This window comes from Mycobacterium sp. URHB0044 (genome assembly GCF_000620625.1).
Classification (GTDB): domain Bacteria; phylum Actinomycetota; class Actinomycetes; order Mycobacteriales; family Mycobacteriaceae; genus Mycobacterium.
Genome location: NZ_JIAW01000017.1, coordinates 22865 through 38674, shown reverse-complemented (window position 1 = coordinate 38674; position 15810 = coordinate 22865). Strand labels below are relative to the sequence as shown.

13 protein-coding genes and 1 pseudogene are annotated in these 15810 nt (G+C 68.3%); 4 read left to right on the top strand and 10 right to left on the bottom strand.

Translation table 11 applies throughout. From position 1 onward, the window contains the following. Positions 1-72 precede the first annotated feature (72 nt). The gene (locus tag N536_RS0126300; protein WP_029116361.1) at positions 73-765 is read left to right on the top strand and encodes a thioredoxin domain-containing protein; all 693 of its coding nucleotides are present in this window, start codon (positions 73-75) and stop codon (positions 763-765) included. Here the strand turns inward: N536_RS0126300 and N536_RS0126295 are convergent. From N536_RS0126295 to N536_RS0126250, 10 genes and pseudogenes are all read right to left on the bottom strand, one after another. Then, a complete protein-coding gene (locus N536_RS0126295) occupies positions 726-1220 on the bottom strand; it encodes a DUF3592 domain-containing protein (RefSeq protein ID WP_369798474.1) in 495 nt (164 codons plus the stop codon). The two genes, N536_RS0126300 and N536_RS0126295, sit on opposite strands and share 40 nt — an antisense overlap. Before the next feature lie 41 nt (positions 1221-1261). Continuing rightward, complete coding sequence (gene menD, locus N536_RS0126290) at positions 1262-2917, bottom strand: 2-succinyl-5-enolpyruvyl-6-hydroxy-3-cyclohexene-1-carboxylic-acid synthase (protein WP_029116359.1); 1656 nt, start codon at positions 2915-2917, stop codon at positions 1262-1264. Positions 2918-2930: 13 nt separating this feature from the next. Next, positions 2931-3713, bottom strand: a complete 783-nt coding sequence (locus tag N536_RS0126285; protein ID WP_029116358.1) for an alpha/beta fold hydrolase — start codon at positions 3711-3713, stop codon at positions 2931-2933. A gap of 68 nt (positions 3714-3781) precedes the next feature. Further along, positions 3782-4534 carry a DJ-1/PfpI family protein gene (locus N536_RS0126280; RefSeq protein WP_029116357.1) on the bottom strand — a complete coding sequence of 251 codons (753 nt, stop codon included), beginning with the start codon at positions 4532-4534 and terminating at the stop codon, positions 3782-3784. Between the two features lie 16 nt (positions 4535-4550). Continuing rightward, on the bottom strand, positions 4551-5519 hold the full coding sequence (locus N536_RS0126275) for a GlxA family transcriptional regulator (protein WP_029116356.1): 969 nt from the start codon (positions 5517-5519) through the stop codon (positions 4551-4553). 61 nt (positions 5520-5580) lie between these two features. After that, complete coding sequence (locus N536_RS0126270) at positions 5581-6726, bottom strand: LLM class flavin-dependent oxidoreductase (RefSeq protein WP_029116355.1); 1146 nt, start codon at positions 6724-6726, stop codon at positions 5581-5583. Between the two features lie 76 nt (positions 6727-6802). Next, positions 6803-7765, bottom strand: coding sequence for an o-succinylbenzoate synthase (locus tag N536_RS0126265; protein ID WP_029116354.1), 963 nt, complete (start codon positions 7763-7765; stop codon positions 6803-6805). Positions 7766-7774: 9 nt separating this feature from the next. Further along, a complete protein-coding gene (locus tag N536_RS0126260; protein WP_029116353.1) occupies positions 7775-9334 on the bottom strand; it encodes a long-chain-fatty-acid--CoA ligase in 1560 nt (519 codons plus the stop codon). A gap of 57 nt (positions 9335-9391) precedes the next feature. After that, positions 9392-10651: pseudogene (locus tag N536_RS39465) on the bottom strand (DUF3533 domain-containing protein); the annotation flags it as partial. Then, positions 10648-12249 (bottom strand): amidohydrolase, encoded by a 1602-nt coding sequence (locus tag N536_RS0126250; RefSeq protein ID WP_029116352.1) that lies wholly within the window; start codon positions 12247-12249, stop codon positions 10648-10650. The pseudogene N536_RS39465 and the gene N536_RS0126250, both read right to left, overlap by 4 nt. Before the next feature lie 141 nt (positions 12250-12390). On the opposite strand from N536_RS0126250, the gene N536_RS0126245 reads away from it, so the two are divergent. The 3 genes from N536_RS0126245 (at position 12391) to N536_RS0126235 (ending at position 15778) form a co-directional block, all read left to right on the top strand. Further along, positions 12391-12849: a YciI family protein gene (locus N536_RS0126245; RefSeq protein ID WP_029116351.1), complete on the top strand. Its 459-nt coding sequence runs from the start codon at positions 12391-12393 to the stop codon at positions 12847-12849. Positions 12850-12901: 52 nt separating this feature from the next. Further along, positions 12902-14503 (top strand): fatty-acid--CoA ligase FadD8, encoded by a 1602-nt coding sequence (fadD8, locus tag N536_RS0126240; RefSeq protein ID WP_029116350.1) that lies wholly within the window; start codon positions 12902-12904, stop codon positions 14501-14503. Positions 14504-14572: 69 nt separating this feature from the next. Beyond that, positions 14573-15778 (top strand): RNA polymerase sigma factor, encoded by a 1206-nt coding sequence (locus tag N536_RS0126235; RefSeq protein WP_197040241.1) that lies wholly within the window; start codon positions 14573-14575, stop codon positions 15776-15778. Positions 15779-15810 lie beyond the last annotated feature (32 nt).

The following is a 15810-nucleotide window of genomic DNA, read 5'->3' as shown; positions in this document are numbered from 1 at the left end:
GCAAAGTCTCGCCCCGAAATGGATTGGCCCCCGGCATACTGGGGCTGCTCAACCAATCGAAGGGACACCCCGATGCGCCGGACACCGGTCATTCTCGCGCTCGCGGCAAGCCTTCTGATGCTCTCGACCGCCTGCAGCCGCCAGATCACCGGCACGGCGGAGCTCAGCGCCAACCAACCGCGCACCGCCATCACCGAGGACCAATACGGCATCCGGGCCGGCGACAAGGACGCACCCATCCAGCTCGAGATCTACACCGAGCCGCAGTGCACGCACTGCGCCGACCTGCAGGCCGACTTCGGGGATCAGCTCGCCTACTACATCGGGATCGGGCAACTCGCGGTGACGTACCGCCCGATGACGTTCCTCGACTTCAAGGAGGGCGGCTACTCCGCACGCGTGGCGAAGGCGTTGTTCGCGGCCGCGGCGCCGGCAGGTCCCGAGGATGCGGGCGCCACGCCCGCGCGGGCGTTCCAGAGGTTCGTCGAGGAACTGTGGGCACACCAGGACCCCGGCACCGAAGGGCCGTCGGAGGCCGCGATGGCCGACATGGCGCGCACCGCCGGAATCCCCGGCGCCCAGGTCGACGGCATCGCGAGCGGCGCGTCCGACGTCGACACCAAGGACATGGAGGACATGAACTCCGAGTACCTGTTCGAGATCGACCCGGTGGACAGTGGAACGCCAACGGTTTACGACATGAACAAGGCCGAGAAGCTGGACGTCTACGACAACGACTGGTTGGCCAAGGTGATGGCGTCCTGACGGTCCAGCCGTCGCTGCAGGTAACCCAGGCCGATCAGGGCGGCGCCCGCGATCAACCAGCCGACCACCGCAATTGACCCGGCGGGAATGATCGCCAGCGACGCGTTGCGGTCCTGCACCCGCACCAGGTCGGGGTTGTTCTTGTCGTATTCCACGTAAATCCGCATGCCCGTGTCCAATTCGGACGGATACAGCACGCCGAGCTCCGGCCGGTAGGTGACGCGGTCGGGGGTGACGAACTCGATGGTCGAGCGACGCGGACCTGCGTCGAGCACCTCGGCGGCGGCCACGCCCATGTGCCGCTCGATCTGACGGTCGTTGCGCCACGCGCCGAACACCAACAGCAGCGACTGCAACGTCACCAGGCATGCCACGATGACGACCCCGATGCGCGTCCAGCGGATGATGCGCTGCGGGCGCGTCTCACCGGCGTCGCCGTACAGATGCGGAATCACAGTGGCGCGCAACGCCTTCAGACGTGCGGTCACCGCGTCGATCACAGCGCGGCCCTGATCGACGCGTGCAACGCCCGTAACGACGAGCGGTCGGCCTTCACCTCCAAGACCCGCATGCCGTCGAATGATTCGTTCAGCACACCGGGGAGATCGTCGACCTCGACCTGGCGGCTCTCGACGTGATACGCGCGGCAGAGCGCGCCGACGTCAACGTCGTGCGGGGTGCCGAAGATCCGGGACGACACGTCGGAGAACCGGGGATCGCCCTGCTCCAGCAGTTCGAAGATGCCGCCACCGTTGTCGTTGGACACCACGATGGTCAGGCTCTTCGGCGTCGGCTCCGTGGGCCCGATCAGCAGGCCCGAACTGTCGTGCACGAACGTCAGGTCCCCGATGAGAGCGACGGTCCGGGGCACGCGGTCACCGTCGCCCGTCCGCTCGTGGGCCAGCGCCGCGCCGATGGCCGTCGACACCGTGCCATCGATGCCAGCGACACCGCGGTTGGAGCGCACCGTGACGTTCGACCGCGCGTCGATGAGCCCGGCCAGTGCCACGTCGCGCACCGGGTTGGATGCACCGAGCACCAGCTGGTCGCCGTCGCGCAGGCCCGCGCTGACGGCGGCGGCGACGTGCAGCCCCGTCGTCAGCGGGTGCGCCTCGAGTTGGCTGCGAACCGCCTCGACGGCATTGGCGTTCGCCTCGGCGCAGCGGCGCAGCCAGCCTGGGTCGGGTGTACCGGAGGTGACCGCACGGGTGCCGGTGGCCTGCGAATTGCCGGACACGTCGGGCCAGCGCGGGCCGGTGGTCAGCGCGAACACCGGCACCGAGGGGTCCGCCAGCAGCGTCGAGACCGGACGGTGCAGCGTCGGGCGGCCGAGCATGATGACCTGCTCGGGATGCAGCTTCGGCAGGGCCAGCGGGTGCAGCGGATTCACCGCGGGCGGGGCCGTCGGTTCGGCGACGGTGGGCAGCAGCGCGAGGTTCTCCTGCACGCCTGCGCCGTGGCCGGCGATGACGACGGTGTTCGGCGTCAGGTCGATGTCCACCGGCTGGTCGAACGTCACCGGGGGCGTGTGGGTCCACGACTTGCCGTCGGGCCGGCCCGCGGGGGCGTAGTCACCGTGCTCCACCGCGTCGGGAACCAGCGGCTCGCGCAACGGGATGTCGAACTGCACCGGACCGGCATTCGCGCTGCGAGAACCCTTGGCCGCCACCAGGACTCGGCACGTCGCCGAGCGCCACTGGGCATTCAGGGCGTCCAGCCCCTCGTGCGCGCCCTCGGCGAGACCGAGGCTGATGGTGGCACGCACCTGGGTGCCGAAGTAGCCGAGCTGCTCCATCGTCTGGTTGGCGCCGGTGCCGAGCAGTTCATAGGGCCGGTTGGCGCTGAGCACGATCAGCGGCACGCGAGCGTAGTTGGCCTCGACGACGGCGGGCCCGAGGTTGGCCACCGCGGTGCCCGACGTCATGGCGACGCAGACGGGTGCTCCCGCCGCGACCGCCAATCCGATCGCCAGGTAGCCGGCGGTCCGCTCGTCGATGCGGACGTGCAGCCGCAGCCGGCCGTCGCGGTCGGCGTCGTGCAGGGCGAATGCCAGCGGCGCGTTACGGGAACCAGGGCACAGCACGACGTCGCGGACGCCGCCGCGAACGAGTTCGTCGACGACGACACGCGCCTGTGTCGTCGATGGGTTCATGACTTACAGCGTGTCACACGCCCGCGGCGAAGAATTCCAGCGCCGCAGCGTTCACGGCGTCAGGCCGCTCGATGAAGCCGAGGTGCCCGGCGTCGGGTATCTCCAGGTAGCGGCCGTTTTGCAGGACGTCGGCGACCTCCTGGCTCAGATGCGGCGGCAACACCACGTCGTCGCTGAAGCCGATCACCAACGTCGGCGCGGTGATGTTGCGGTAGGCCAGCAGCCGGTTGCCTTCCGGCGCGATCCTGGTCTGGCTGCGCAGTCCGGGCGTCGGCTTCGACGGCCACATGGTGAACATGTCGATCCAGTCCCGGACGGCGTTGTCGTCGTTGAGCGTCTTGCGCGAGAAGCTCTCCAGCAGCCGCAATTTCGCGTCGTACGTCGGGGGCAGCTCAATGCCCGCCTTCTGGAAGTCGTACTCCGCGGACCGGAAGAATTCGCGGGTGCGGTCCTCGCGACCACGGGTGGCCATCAGGACCGCCGAGGACACCAGGTCGGGGCGGGCGAACATCAGCTCCTGGGCGATGAACGAGCCCATCGACGCCGCGACCACGCGGACCGGCCCGGTGTGCAGCTTCTCGATCAGCGCCGCCGTGTCGCCGACCATCTGATCGGTGGTGAAGCCCTGTGCGTTCTCGGTGGCGCCGACACCGCGGTTGTCGAACGTGATCACGCGGTAGCCGGCCCGCTGGAAGGCGGGGACCTGGTGCAGGTGCCAGGTCCGGCCGGCTCCCCCGCGGCCGGCGATGAACAGGACGGGCTCCCCTGAGCCGCGGTCGTCGTAGGCCAAATTCACTCCGACGACCCTACTTGGAGCGATTTGTGGAGTCTCATCGGCGCTGACCACCGCTGAGACTCCACAAATCACCGGGTGGGGACTCGGTGGCGCTTCTTGCCGCGGCTGCGGGCGGCGCGGATGGATTGCTCCCACAGCAGCAGTGTGGTGGCCTTGAGCTGCGTGGGCTTCATCAGATCCTTGGAGAACAGCGCGGTCGCGGCGGCCTTCGTGGCCACCGTTGCCTTGGACAGGTGGCCGGAGTCGAAGGGCGGCTGCGGGTCGTACTCGATGCCCAGCTGGATGGCCTTGGCCGTGCCCTCGCCTGCAATCTCACCGGCCAGCCAGAAGCCCAGGTCGATGCCCGCCGACACCCCAGCGCACGTGACGATTCGGTGCGCGCCGTCGGCATCCGCCTCGACGATCCGCTCGTCGCCCACCGGCGTCACCCCGAAGGCCTTGAGCGTCGGCACGGCCAGCCAGTGCGACGTGGCCCGCTTGCCCTCGAGCAGCCCGGCCGAGGCCAGGATCACTGACCCCGAGCAGACCGACGCCGTCCACGCCGCGCTCGCGTGCGCCTGACGCACCCAGGCCAGCAGCTTCTCGTCGCGGGCGTGCTCGAAGGTGGTCATGCCGCCGGGGACCAGCAGCACGTCGGGTGACGGCGTCTCGTCGAACGAATGGGTGGCGCCGACGACGAGCACACCCGAGTCCGCGGTGATCGGGCCCGGCCCGTGCCAGACGAAGCGGACCTCGGTGCCGGGCATATTGCGCAACACCTCGTAGGGGCCGATGAAGTCCAGTGCGGTGAATCCCGGGTAGACCACGATGGCTATTTGCATGGTTTTCTCTCTTTCCTCAAGCGAAGGTCTTGCGGTACTGATCGGGCGAGATACCCAGGCGCCGAATGAAATTGCGCCGCATGGTCTCCGCGCTGCCGAAACCACATCGTTCGGCGATCACGGTGACGGTGTCGTCGGTCTCCTCCAACTGCCTACGCGCGGCTTCGGTGCGGATGCGCTCGACATAGGCTCCTGGCGCCTCGCCGACCTCGATGGTGAACACCCGGGTGAAGTGTCGGGGGCTCATGGCAGCGCGCCGGGCGAGGTCCGTAACACTGTGTGCCCCACCGGGTTCGAACTCGATGGCCTCCTGGACGTCGCGGATGGGCGCCCGTTTGGCGCGCGGCATCCACACCGGCGCGGCGAACTGGGTTTGGCCGCCGGGGCGACGCAGGTACAGCACCAGCCAGCGGGCCACGGTCTGCGCGACGTCGGTGCCGTAGTCGTCCTCGACGAGCGACAGCGCCAGGTCGATGCCGGCGGTGACGCCTGCGGCCGTCCACACGGTTTCGGAGCTGCGCACGAAGATCGGCTCGGGATCGACTCGGACGGCAGGGAATTCGCGCGCCATCTGCCCGGCGAACGCCCAGTGCGTGGTGGCGGGGCAGCCGTCGAGCAGGCCGGCCTGCGCGGCCAGGAACGCTCCGGTGCAGACGCTGACGACGCGCCGAGACGTCTTCGCGGCGCGCTGAATCCACGCGATGGCTTCGGCGTTCTGGCGGGCGGCGTCGATGCCGCCGCCACCCGGGAGCACGACGGTGTCGATCGACTGCCGCGCGTCGGGCAGCGGCTTGGCGACGATCTCCATGCCGGTGCCGGTGCTGACGGGCCTGCCGTCGAGCGAGGCGATGGTGACGTCGTAGCCGTCGTCGTAGCGTTCCTGGCTGGCCAGGTAGATGGTGGCGCCGGTGAAGACCTCGAACGGGCCGACGAGGTCGAGGGCTTGCACGCCCTCGAAGCCCACGATGACCACCGACCGTTTCACGAACTCAGTGTTCGCCACGGCGGCCGTGTCGTCTATGCCCGGGATCCCACAGATTAGGACATCAGAGTTTCTTGAGCCGGTGCACGATTCTGCTGAACGGCACCGCACCCGCCAACCCCTTGCGCAGGCTGCGCTGAGCGAACGTCATGTTCATCAGCACGATGTAGCGAACGCCGTGGTCGCGCCACTCGGCCGCCTGCTCCAACACCTCGTCCGGCGGCCCGTTCAGTGCGACCTCGCGGAGCAACGACTTGGGGATGGTCTTGATGTAGGACAGCGCGGTCTGCTCGTCCATGTCCTGCGGCAGGAAGTCCTGCGCCCCGGTGAACCCGACACCGAGCGGGTGTTGCGCGCCGTGCCGGGCGAACATCTCGTCGGACGCCAACAACCCACCCGCCTTGATCACCTCCGACTCGAGTGCCTCGTCTACGTCGGCGCGGCTGCTGCCGGTGACCACGGGGAGAAGAATCGCGGGCGTGATCGCCATCGGGTCACGGCCGGCGTCGGAGGCTGCCGTGCGTATCGCCTCCAGTCGGTGGGCGTAATCCTTCGGGGCGTGCGGGAAGGCCGGAAAGTAGCCGTCGGCGTAGCGGCCGACCGCGCGCAGCATCCGGGGCCCGTGCGCGGCAATCCAGATTTCGGGCCACCGCCCGCGGTAGGGCGGCAGGTCGAAGATGGCATTGCGCAACGGGAAGTACGGCGAATCCCGGTTGACCAGTGCGCCGCCCGAGTTCCACAGTGCCCGGATCGTGGCCAACGCCTCCTCGAAGCGGGCGACGGGCTTGGACCAGTCGACGCCGTAGGGTTCGTTGCCCTCTCGTTCACCGGCGCCGATGCCGAGGATGGCCCGTCCGTGCGTGAGCAGGTGCAGGGTCGCCGCGGCCTGGGCGGTGACGGCGGGGTTACGCCGACCGGTGTCCGTAACTCCCACACCGAGATTCAGGCGGCCGACGCGGTTGCGCGCGGCCGTGTGGCCGAGCATCGTCCACGGCTCCAGGTAGGCATCCGCCGACGGCAGTATCTTCGCTGCGCCGCAATACTTTTCGTTCCATAGCGAGCGGGGGAACAACGCGTTGAGGTGGTCGGGCACCCAGAACGAGTCGACGCGGCTGGCGACCGCACTCAGATAACTCGCCCGGGTGAAGCTGTCGGCGACAGGACGCCCCGCGATGATCTGATCCAAGATGCCCACGCGGAAGCCGGCCATGTCCGAGCCCTTCGTCGATGTCGATCGGTTCGGGCAAGTGTGTCGACACGGCGGCGCGGCGGCCTAGAGTAGCCGGCTACCTGAAAAGTAGCGGGTAGCAGGCCTTGACGCGCTCGATCCACCATTGCCGGCGCTCCGGCGACGCGGCCAACGCGTCCAGCCGCGCGGGATCCGGCGCCACTGGGCCGACGGGCAGATACCCATCGACTGGCGGCGACGGATCCACGACGTCCTCGACGAACAGTCCGCCGGTTCCCAGCCCGCAGGCGTGCCGCAGGTCGGGCAGGCACGCGGCGGCCAGTAGCCCCCGCGACATGCCGACGGCCGAGTCCAGCGCACTCGACACCACGATCGGGACGTCGATCTGACCGGCGATGCGCAGCATCGTCGCCACTCCCCCGAGCGGCGCGACCTTGAGCACCGCGATGTCGGCGGCACCCGACCGCACGACGTGCAACGGGTCCTCAGCCTTGCGGATGCTCTCGTCGGCGGCGATCGGAACGTCGACGCGGCGCCGCAGCTCGGCCAACTCGGGCACCGTCGCGCACGGTTGCTCCAGGTACTCCAGCGGCCCGTCGGCGGTCAGCGCCGCGGCCGCCTCCGTCGCCTGCTCGACGGTCCAGCCGCCGTTCGCGTCGACGCGGACCGTCGGCACGAGGGCGCGCACGGCATTGACCCGCGCGACGTCGTCGGCCAGTGTCTGGCCGGGTTCGGCGACCTTCACCTTGGCCGTGCGGGCCCCGGGAAATCGCGCGAGGACGTCGGGCACGCTTTCGGGGTCGATCGCGGGGACGGTGGCGTTGATCGGGATGCGATCGCGCACCGGCGACGGCGAATGCTCGTAGGCGGCTTCGACGGCCGACGCCAACCAGTGCGCGGCCTCGTCGGGCCTGTACTCGAGGAACGCGCCGAATTCGCCCCAGCCTGCCGGCCCGTCGAACAGCGCGACCTCGCGGACGTCGATGCCGCGGAACCGCACGCGCATGGGCAGGGCGACGACCCGCAGGCGATCCAGGAGGTCGTCGAGCGTCGGTGGCACGCAGCCAGGCTAGACCGTCGAGCGATCCCCGTACTTCTTGCGCAGGTCCTTCTTCAGGATCTTGCCGGTCGGGTTGCGCGGCAGCTCGTCGACGACCTCGACGGTCTTCGGGCACTTGTAGGCGGCCAGCCGCTCGCGCGCCCAGCTGATCAGCTCCTTGTCGGACACCACGCCCTCAAGTGAGACAACGGCTTTCACCGATTCACCCCATCTGTCGTCGGGTACGCCGATGACGGCGACCTCGGCGACGGCGGGATGTTCGGCGAGCACCCGTTCGACCTCGATCGAGTAGATGTTCTCGCCGCCGGAGATGATCATGTCCTTGAGCCGGTCCTCGACGAAGACGTACCCGCCGTCGTCCACCCGGCCGATGTCTCCGGTGCGGAACCAACCATCCTCGGTGATCGCCTCGGCCGTCGCCTCCGGCTTGTTGTGGTAACCCTTCATCAATTGCGGTGAGCGGAACCACAATTCACCCTGCTCGCCTCTCGGAACGTCCTCGAGGGTGTCCGGGTCGACGACGCGCACCTCGGCGTTGGGAACCAACGTTCCCGCGCTGGAGAGCCTCTCCTCGTGGTCCTGTTCGCGGTGCGCCTCGGGCAGCAGATGGCTGATCACGCCGCCCAACTCGGTGAGGCCGTACGCCTGGATGAAGTCGGTGTTCGGCCACGCCTTCAATCCGGCCCTCAGCAACGGCAGCGGCATCGGTGACGCCCCGTACGCGAACGTCTTCAACGTGCTGAACAGCTTGACGGCGTCGTCGCCGGACTCCAACACCTTGGCCAGCACCGCGGGCACGAGGAATGTTCTGTTGGCGCCCTTGAGGATTGCGCCGGCCAGCGACGCGCCGTCGACCTCCCGCGTCATCACGCTCGGGAAACCGTCGTGAATGCCGAACTGCACGTACGACGACCCGCCGACGTGGAACAGGGGCATCGACACCATGTTCTTGTCGCCCTCGTCGAACTCGAACCCCTCGTGCGCGTTGACGGTGTGCGCGATGATGTTCGCCTGCGTCAGCTCGACGCCCTTGGGGCGGCCGGTGGTGCCCGAGGAGTACATGATGATGGACACGTCGTCCGGCTGGACGTCGTCGCCGCGGCCGACGGGCGTCGCCCCGGCGAGCAGCGCCTCGTACTCGTCTCCCTCGCCACCTTCCGGGGTCACCTCGATGACGTGCTCGACGTTCGTGAGTTCGCCACGGATCTTGTCGATCGACGGTTTGAGTTCCTTGCCGACGATCAGCAGCTTGGCGCCGGAGTCGTTCAGGACGTAGTCGAGTTCATCGGCGGCAAGCCGAAAGTTGATGATCGCGTTGGCCGCGCCCAGCGACGCGGCGGCGATGGTCAGCTCGACACATGCCGGGTGGTTCTTGTCGAGAAACGCGACCACGTCGCCCCGCTTGACGCCATGCTCGCGAAGCGCACCGGCCAGTCGGCGCACGCGGTCGTTCCACTGCGCCCACGTCCACGTCCGGTCGAAGTAGATGAACGCCTCGGCGTCGGGTGTGGTCTCGGCCCAGTGGGCCGTTCGGTCGTCGAGGAAGCGGGGTTCAGCCAGGTCAGACATGGACGAAGCGTGCCATGGCGACTGCGGGCGGCGGCCGGGTTTCGCTCAATCGGCGTGGATGCGACGAAGGCCCCTGCGGTCGTAGATGCGCGTGACGACGCCGCCGATCACCAACCCGATCACCAGGCCGATCGCCGTCATGGTCAAGGCGCGCGCGAGGCCGGCGTCGGCGCGCCCGTCGAAGTAGAGCAGAGCCCGCGCACCGAGGAAGACCTGGTGCATGGGCTCGAACTTCGCCAGCCACCCGAAGATTCCTGGCGACGCCTCCAGCGGAATGGTGGCACCGTTCGACGGCAGGCCCAGCATGACGAAGATGAAGAGGTTCACCAGCAGCCCCATCGAGCCCAGCGCGGCGATCAACGACGTCGACGTGATGCCGACGGCCGCGATCGTGAACACCCCGTACAGCCACAGCAACCAGCCGTTGGGTATCGGCATGCCCAACCAGGTAGCGATGCCGATGTAGGCCGCGGACGTCAGCACCGCCATCACGACCATTAGCCCCCACTTGACGAGCAACGTCCTGAAGCGGGAGATGTTGACCTGCTCGGCGAATCGGTATACCGGACCCAGTTCGGCGGGCACGTAGCCCAGCATGGAGTCGACCAGGGAGCTGACGATGATGCTTCCGGTGAAGCCGGCGAGCAACAGCAGCAAGGCGTAATAGAACGCCGACAGCCCGTTGCCGGTGCCGCTGGGCAGCGGATCGTGATCGTCGACCTGGATCTCGATGGGGGCGGACAGCACGAGCGCCGCCCCGCCGGGCAGCGGTGAGCCACTCGCCTGCGCTACCTTGGCCGAAAGCTGTTGGCCGACCTTGCCATTCAGCTCCTTCATGGCCTTCGCCAGGGTTAGCCCCGCGATGCTCGAGCCCAGCTCACCCGCGCGCGGATTGGTGGAGATGGTGATGACCGGCTGAGTCGGGTGGCCGGGTTGCAGCGCGCCCTGCCCCAGCGCGTGCAGCTTGGCCGAGAAGTCTTGCGGCACCTGCACCAGTCCGTAGATGCGTGCGGTCCCCATCTGCCGGTCGGCCTCCTCGGCCGACAGCACCCGCACGTCGAACTGGTCCGGATTCAGCCCGGCCACCAGGCCGTCGACCACCTGCTTGCCTTGTGGCCCGGCGTCGGAGTTGACGACGGCGACCGGAAAGTGCCGCAGATTCGACGTCGGGTTGAGGATGCTGCCCAGATAGAGGGCGCCGAGCGTGGAGAACACGATGACCGCGACCACGATCGGCGTCAACCAGAAGCGCGGCGTGTGGATGGTGGCCAACGGATCTGGCGCAGCGTGCCGGTGATGCACGGGTTCAGGCGTCATGCGCCGAAGACCTGCCGGCCCGCGAGGTACGTCGCCCGCACTTTCAGATCGGCGATGTCCTCCGGCGGCACCGTGCGCGGATCGGCCGACAGCACCACCATGTCGGCGTACTTGCCGACCTCCAGGGAGCCGACGACGTCGTCGGCGAACAGCTGCCACGCCGCATCGATGGTCTGCGCGCGGATGGCCTGCTCCACGGTCAGCCGTTCCTCCGGGCCGAGCACCCGCCCGCTCGGCGCGGTGCGCGTGACGGCCACGCTGATGTTGCGCAGCGGCTCCTCCGGCGTGACCGGCGGATCGTTGTGCAGCGAGATCCGCATGCCCGTCTTGACCGCGGATCCGCATGGCATCCAACGGTTTCCGTGCTCGGGTCCGAACAGGCCGTCGACGATGACGTCACCCCAGTAGTGGATCTGGTCGACGAAGATGCTGCACGTGACGCCGAGGTCGTGCGCCCGCTGCAGCTGCTCGTCGGAGATGGCGCCGACGTGTTCGAGCCGCAGCCGGTGATCGGGTCTGGGGTGCTTGCGCAGTACGTCTTCGTAGACGTCGAGGATCGTGTCGACGCCGGCGTCGCCCTGTACGTGGCACGCCATCGGCCAGCCGAGCGGGAAGTACGCGCCGACGATCTCGGTGAGTTGTTCGCGGGTGTAGTTGGCGTGCCCGCAGGAGCCGGGCGTCACGCCGATGGTGCGGACCGCGTCGGTGTCCAGATACGGGAAGGACAGGTCGATGTTGCCGATCCACGGTGAACCGTCGACCCAGATCTTGATGCCGACCTGGCGGAAGACGTCGTCGCCGTTGTCCGGGGTGGCGTCGGTGGTCATCTGCGCGTTGGAGATCTCGTAGGCCCGCAGCCGGACGGTGAGGTGGTCGCGCAGCTGCTCCACCACGGGCCGGAACAGCGGGTCGAACGCCATCTCCGAGCACGTGGTGAGGCCGACGCGGTTGAGCCGGGCGCACTCGGCCAGCAGCATCGCCGGGTAGTCGCTCGGCTGAATGGCCCCCGTGAGCAACGAGAACACGGCGCCGGTCTCCTCCGCGGTGCCGTCGAGGTCGCCGTTGGCGTCGTGACCGTACTTGGCGCCCTTGGGATCCGGGGTGTCGCGGGTCAACCCGGCGCGCGCGGCGGCCGCGGAGTTGAAGTAGGCCTTGTGCCCCGAGTTGTGGATGATGACCAGCGGCGTGTCGGGGGCCATGGCGTTGAGCCACTCCAGCGTGGGCTCCGGCAAGCCCTCTTGCAGCAGCGGGTCCCAGCCGTTGAGGTACGCGCCCTCGGGCCCGCGCGTCGCCACCTCGTTCCGGACGGCATCGACGACGTCGGCCACGGCGCGCATGGTGACCGGCCGGATGTCGACCATTCGGTCGGACAGCACGATCGCCTCCGCCAACGGGTGCCCGTGGGCCTCGATCAGTCCCGGCATCAGGCAGCCGTCGCCGAGTTCGATGACGTCGGTGCCCGACCCGATCCAGCCGGCGACGTCGGCGCGACTGCCGACCGCTGCGATCCGTCCATCGGCCACCGCGAGTGCCTCCGCGGTGGGTCTCGCGTCGTCGACGGTCAGGACGGTTCCGTAAATCACCAGGTCAGCAGGCATGAAGTGGTTCCCGTGAAGTCACGGGAAGAATTCTTCTGAATTCTTTTCCGCCGCGTGTCGATTTCGGGGGGTTGCCGTTCGACGTAGTTGCGAGGGCACGATGGACGCGCCCCTTCACCACTGACAGAAGGAGACACAACGATGTCGCGTTACATGCTGATCATGCGGTCCACCCCCGAAGCCGAGCAGGCGATGGCGGAGCAGAACATCGACTTCAACGAGGTCATCGCGTCGATGGGCCGCTACAACGAGGAACTCATCAAGGCCGGCGTGATGCTGGGCGGCGAGGGACTCACCGGACCCGACGAAGGCTTCGTCGTGGACTTCAACGCCGATCCACCGGTGGTCACCGACGGCCCGTACACCGAGGCCAAGGAGCTGTTCAACGGGTTCTGGCTGCTCGAGGTGTCCTCGAAGGAAGAGGCCAAGCAGTGGGCCAGGAAGTGCCCGCTGGGCGCGGGCGTCAAGCTCGAGGTGCGCCGCGTCGCCGAGACCGACGAGTTTCCGCAGGACAACGAGTGGGTCCAGAAGGAAATCCAGTGGAAGGCCGACGTGGCCGAGAAGCTGGCCGCCGATGCCCGCAAGGCCGCCGGGCGCTGATAAATGCGGATGCGCAGCAGCTCGTTCTGTAACACGTTCTAGTCTGTCTCGTATGAGTGACGAGCTGCTGCGCCATCCCATCCACTCCGGACACCTCACCGTCGGCGCGTTGAAGCGCAACAAGGACAAGCCGGTGCTGTTCCTCGGTGACACGACGCTCACCGGCGGACAGCTCGCCGAGCGCATCAGCCAGTACATTCAGGCGTTCGAGTCGCTCGGCGCGGGCACCGGCACGGCCGTCGGCCTGCTGTCGCTGAACCGGCCCGAGGTGCTGATGATCATCGGCGCCGGCCAGACCCAGGGCTACCGGCGCACGGCACTACACCCTCTCGGCTCGCTCGACGATCACGCCTACGTGCTCTCGGACGCCGGCATCACGTCGCTGATCATCGATCCGGTGCCGATGTTCGTCGAGCGGGCGCTGGGCTTGCTGGAGAAGGTGCCCTCGCTCAAGCAGGTGCTGACCATCGGCCCGGTTCCCTCCGAACTCGCGGACGTGGCCGTGGACCTGAGCGCCGAGGCCGCGAAGTACCCGCCGAAGCCACTGGTCGCCGCGGACCTGCCGACCGATCACATCGGCGGGCTGACCTACACGGGTGGAACCACCGGCAAGCCCAAGGGCGTCATCGGCACCGTGCAGTCGATCACCACGATGACGACCATCCAGCTCGCCGAGTGGGAGTGGCCCGAGCATCCGCGCTTCCTGATGTGCACCCCGCTGTCGCATGCCGGCGCGGCGTTCTTCGTGCCGACGGTCGTCAAGGGCGGCGAGATGATCGTGCTGTCGAAGTTCGACCCCGCCGAGGTGCTGCGGGTGATCGAGGAGCAGAAGATCACCGCGACGATGCTGGTGCCGTCGATGATCTACGCGCTGATGGACCATCCGGATTCGCACACGCGCGACCTGTCGTCGCTGGAGACGGTGTACTACGGCGCCTCGGCGATGAACCCCGTGCGGCTGGCCGAGGCCATCCGGCGTTTCGGCCCGATCTTCGCGCAGTACTACGGCCAGTCCGAGGCGCCGATGGTGATCACGTACCTGGCCAAGGGCGATCACGACGAGAAGCGGCTGACGTCGTGTGGGCGCCCGACGCTGTTCTGCCGGACCGCGCTGCTCGGCGAGGACGGAAAGCCGGTGGCGCAAGGTGAAGTTGGCGAGATCTGCGTGTCGGGGCCGCTGCTGTCGGGCGGCTACTGGCACCTGCCGGAGGCGACGGCCGAGACGTTCCGCGACGGCTGGATGCATACCGGCGACCTGGCCCGCGAGGACGAGGACGGCTTCTGGTACATCGTCGACCGCACCAAGGACATGATCGTCACCGGCGGCTTCAACGTGTTCCCGCGTGAGGTCGAAGACGTTGTCGCAGAGCATCCTTCGGTTGCACAGGTGTGCGTGATCGGCACGCCCGACGAGAAGTGGGGCGAGGCCGTGACGGCCGTGGTGGTGTTGCGGCCCGACGCGCCAACCGACGACGAGTCGGTGGCGACGATGACCGCCGAGATCCAGGCCGCCGTCAAGGATCGCAAGGGTTCGGTGCAGGCGCCCAAGCAGGTGATCGTCGTCGACTCGGTGCCGGTGACCGCGCTCGGCAAGCCCGACAAGAAGGCCGTGCGCGCGCAGTTCTGGGAGGGCGCGGGCCGGGCCGTCGGGTAGGACTTTCCTGCGCGGCAGAATGGGCGCGTGGCCACCGACCTCCAGGAGACCGTCGACGCGGTGTGGCGGATGGAGGCCGCGAAGATCGTCGCGACGCTGACCCGCGCCGTCGGTGACGTCGGCCTGGCCGAGGACCTGGCGGCCGACGCGCTGGTCGACGCGCTCGAGCAGTGGCCCACCACGGGCGTGCCGCGCAACGCCGGCGCGTGGCTGACGACCGTCGCGAAGCGCAAGGCGATCGACTACTGGCGTCGGCAGGACCGCCTCGACGCCAAGTACACGACGCTGGCCCGCGAGTTGGAGACGCACGTTGATGAGGCGTGGGATCCCGACCGCATCGACGACGACGTGCTGCGGCTGATCTTCATCTCGACGCACCCCGTGCTGAGCCGGGAGAACCAGATCGCGCTGACGCTGCGGGTGGTCGGCGGTTTGACCACCGAGGAGATCGCGCGTGCGTTCCTGGCGCCCAAGGCGACGATCGCCCAACGCATCGTTCGGGCCAAGAAGACGCTCGGCGACGCGGGGGTGCCGTTCGAGGTGCCCGACCCGGCGGAATATCCGCAACGGCTCTCGGCGGTGCTTGGCGTGATCTACCTGATCTACAACGAGGGCTACTCCGCCTCGTTCGGGCAACGCTGGATCCGTGACGAATTGTGCACCGAGGCATTGCGTCTCGGCCGCAGTCTGGCGGCGCTCATCCCCGACCAGGCCGAGGTGCACGGGCTGGTGGCGCTGATGGAATTCCAGTCGTCACGGTTCGGCGCCCGCACCGACGCCCACGGTCGACCGATCCTCCTGGAGGACCAGGATCGGACGAAGTGGGACCGCGCCCAGATCCGACGCGGCGTCGCCGCACTCGAGCGCGCCGCGGAGACGTTGCAGCGCAAGGGAATCGGTTGGGGCCCCTACGCGCTGCAGGCCGCGCTGGCCGAATGTCACGCCGACGCTCCCACCGCCGCCGACACCGACTGGAAGCGCATCGTGTCGCTATACGACGGGCTGCTGCAGATCTCGCCGTCGCCCGTCATCGAACTGAACCGCGCCGTCGCGGTGGCCATGGCCTCGGGCCCCGCCGAGGGCCTCGCGCTCGTCGACGGGATCACCGGACTGAACGGCTCCTACCTGTTGCCCAGCGTGCGCGGCGAACTGTTGATGCGACTGGGCCGGCGAGGCGAGGCCGCCGCCGAGTTCGACGCCGCGGCAGCCCTGACCACGAATGAGCGAGAACGAGAAGTGTTGGCCGGCAAGGCCGAGCGCGCCCGCGGCGGCTGACGACGCTGGCTGCCAGCTAGATGTGGGAACAT

What these genes read in the sequence shown, in the direction of transcription:
- fadD8 (WP_029116350.1), top strand. Translation starts at nt 12,902, where the DNA reads ATGAGTGACGAGCTGCTGCGCCATCCCATCCACTCCGGACACCTCACC.
- N536_RS0126250 (WP_029116352.1), bottom strand. Translation starts at nt 12,249, where the DNA reads ATGCCTGCTGACCTGGTGATTTACGGAACCGTCCTGACCGTCGACGAC.
- N536_RS0126270 (WP_029116355.1), bottom strand. Translation starts at nt 6,726, where the DNA reads ATGGCCGGCTTCCGCGTGGGCATCTTGGATCAGATCATCGCGGGGCGT.
- N536_RS0126245 (WP_029116351.1), top strand. Translation starts at nt 12,391, where the DNA reads ATGTCGCGTTACATGCTGATCATGCGGTCCACCCCCGAAGCCGAGCAG.
- N536_RS0126260 (WP_029116353.1), bottom strand. Translation starts at nt 9,334, where the DNA reads ATGTCTGACCTGGCTGAACCCCGCTTCCTCGACGACCGAACGGCCCAC.
- N536_RS0126300 (WP_029116361.1), top strand. Translation starts at nt 73, where the DNA reads ATGCGCCGGACACCGGTCATTCTCGCGCTCGCGGCAAGCCTTCTGATG.
- N536_RS0126280 (WP_029116357.1), bottom strand. Translation starts at nt 4,534, where the DNA reads ATGCAAATAGCCATCGTGGTCTACCCGGGATTCACCGCACTGGACTTC.
- N536_RS0126235 (WP_197040241.1), top strand. Translation starts at nt 14,573, where the DNA reads ATGGAGGCCGCGAAGATCGTCGCGACGCTGACCCGCGCCGTCGGTGAC.
- menD (WP_029116359.1), bottom strand. Translation starts at nt 2,917, where the DNA reads ATGAACCCATCGACGACACAGGCGCGTGTCGTCGTCGACGAACTCGTT.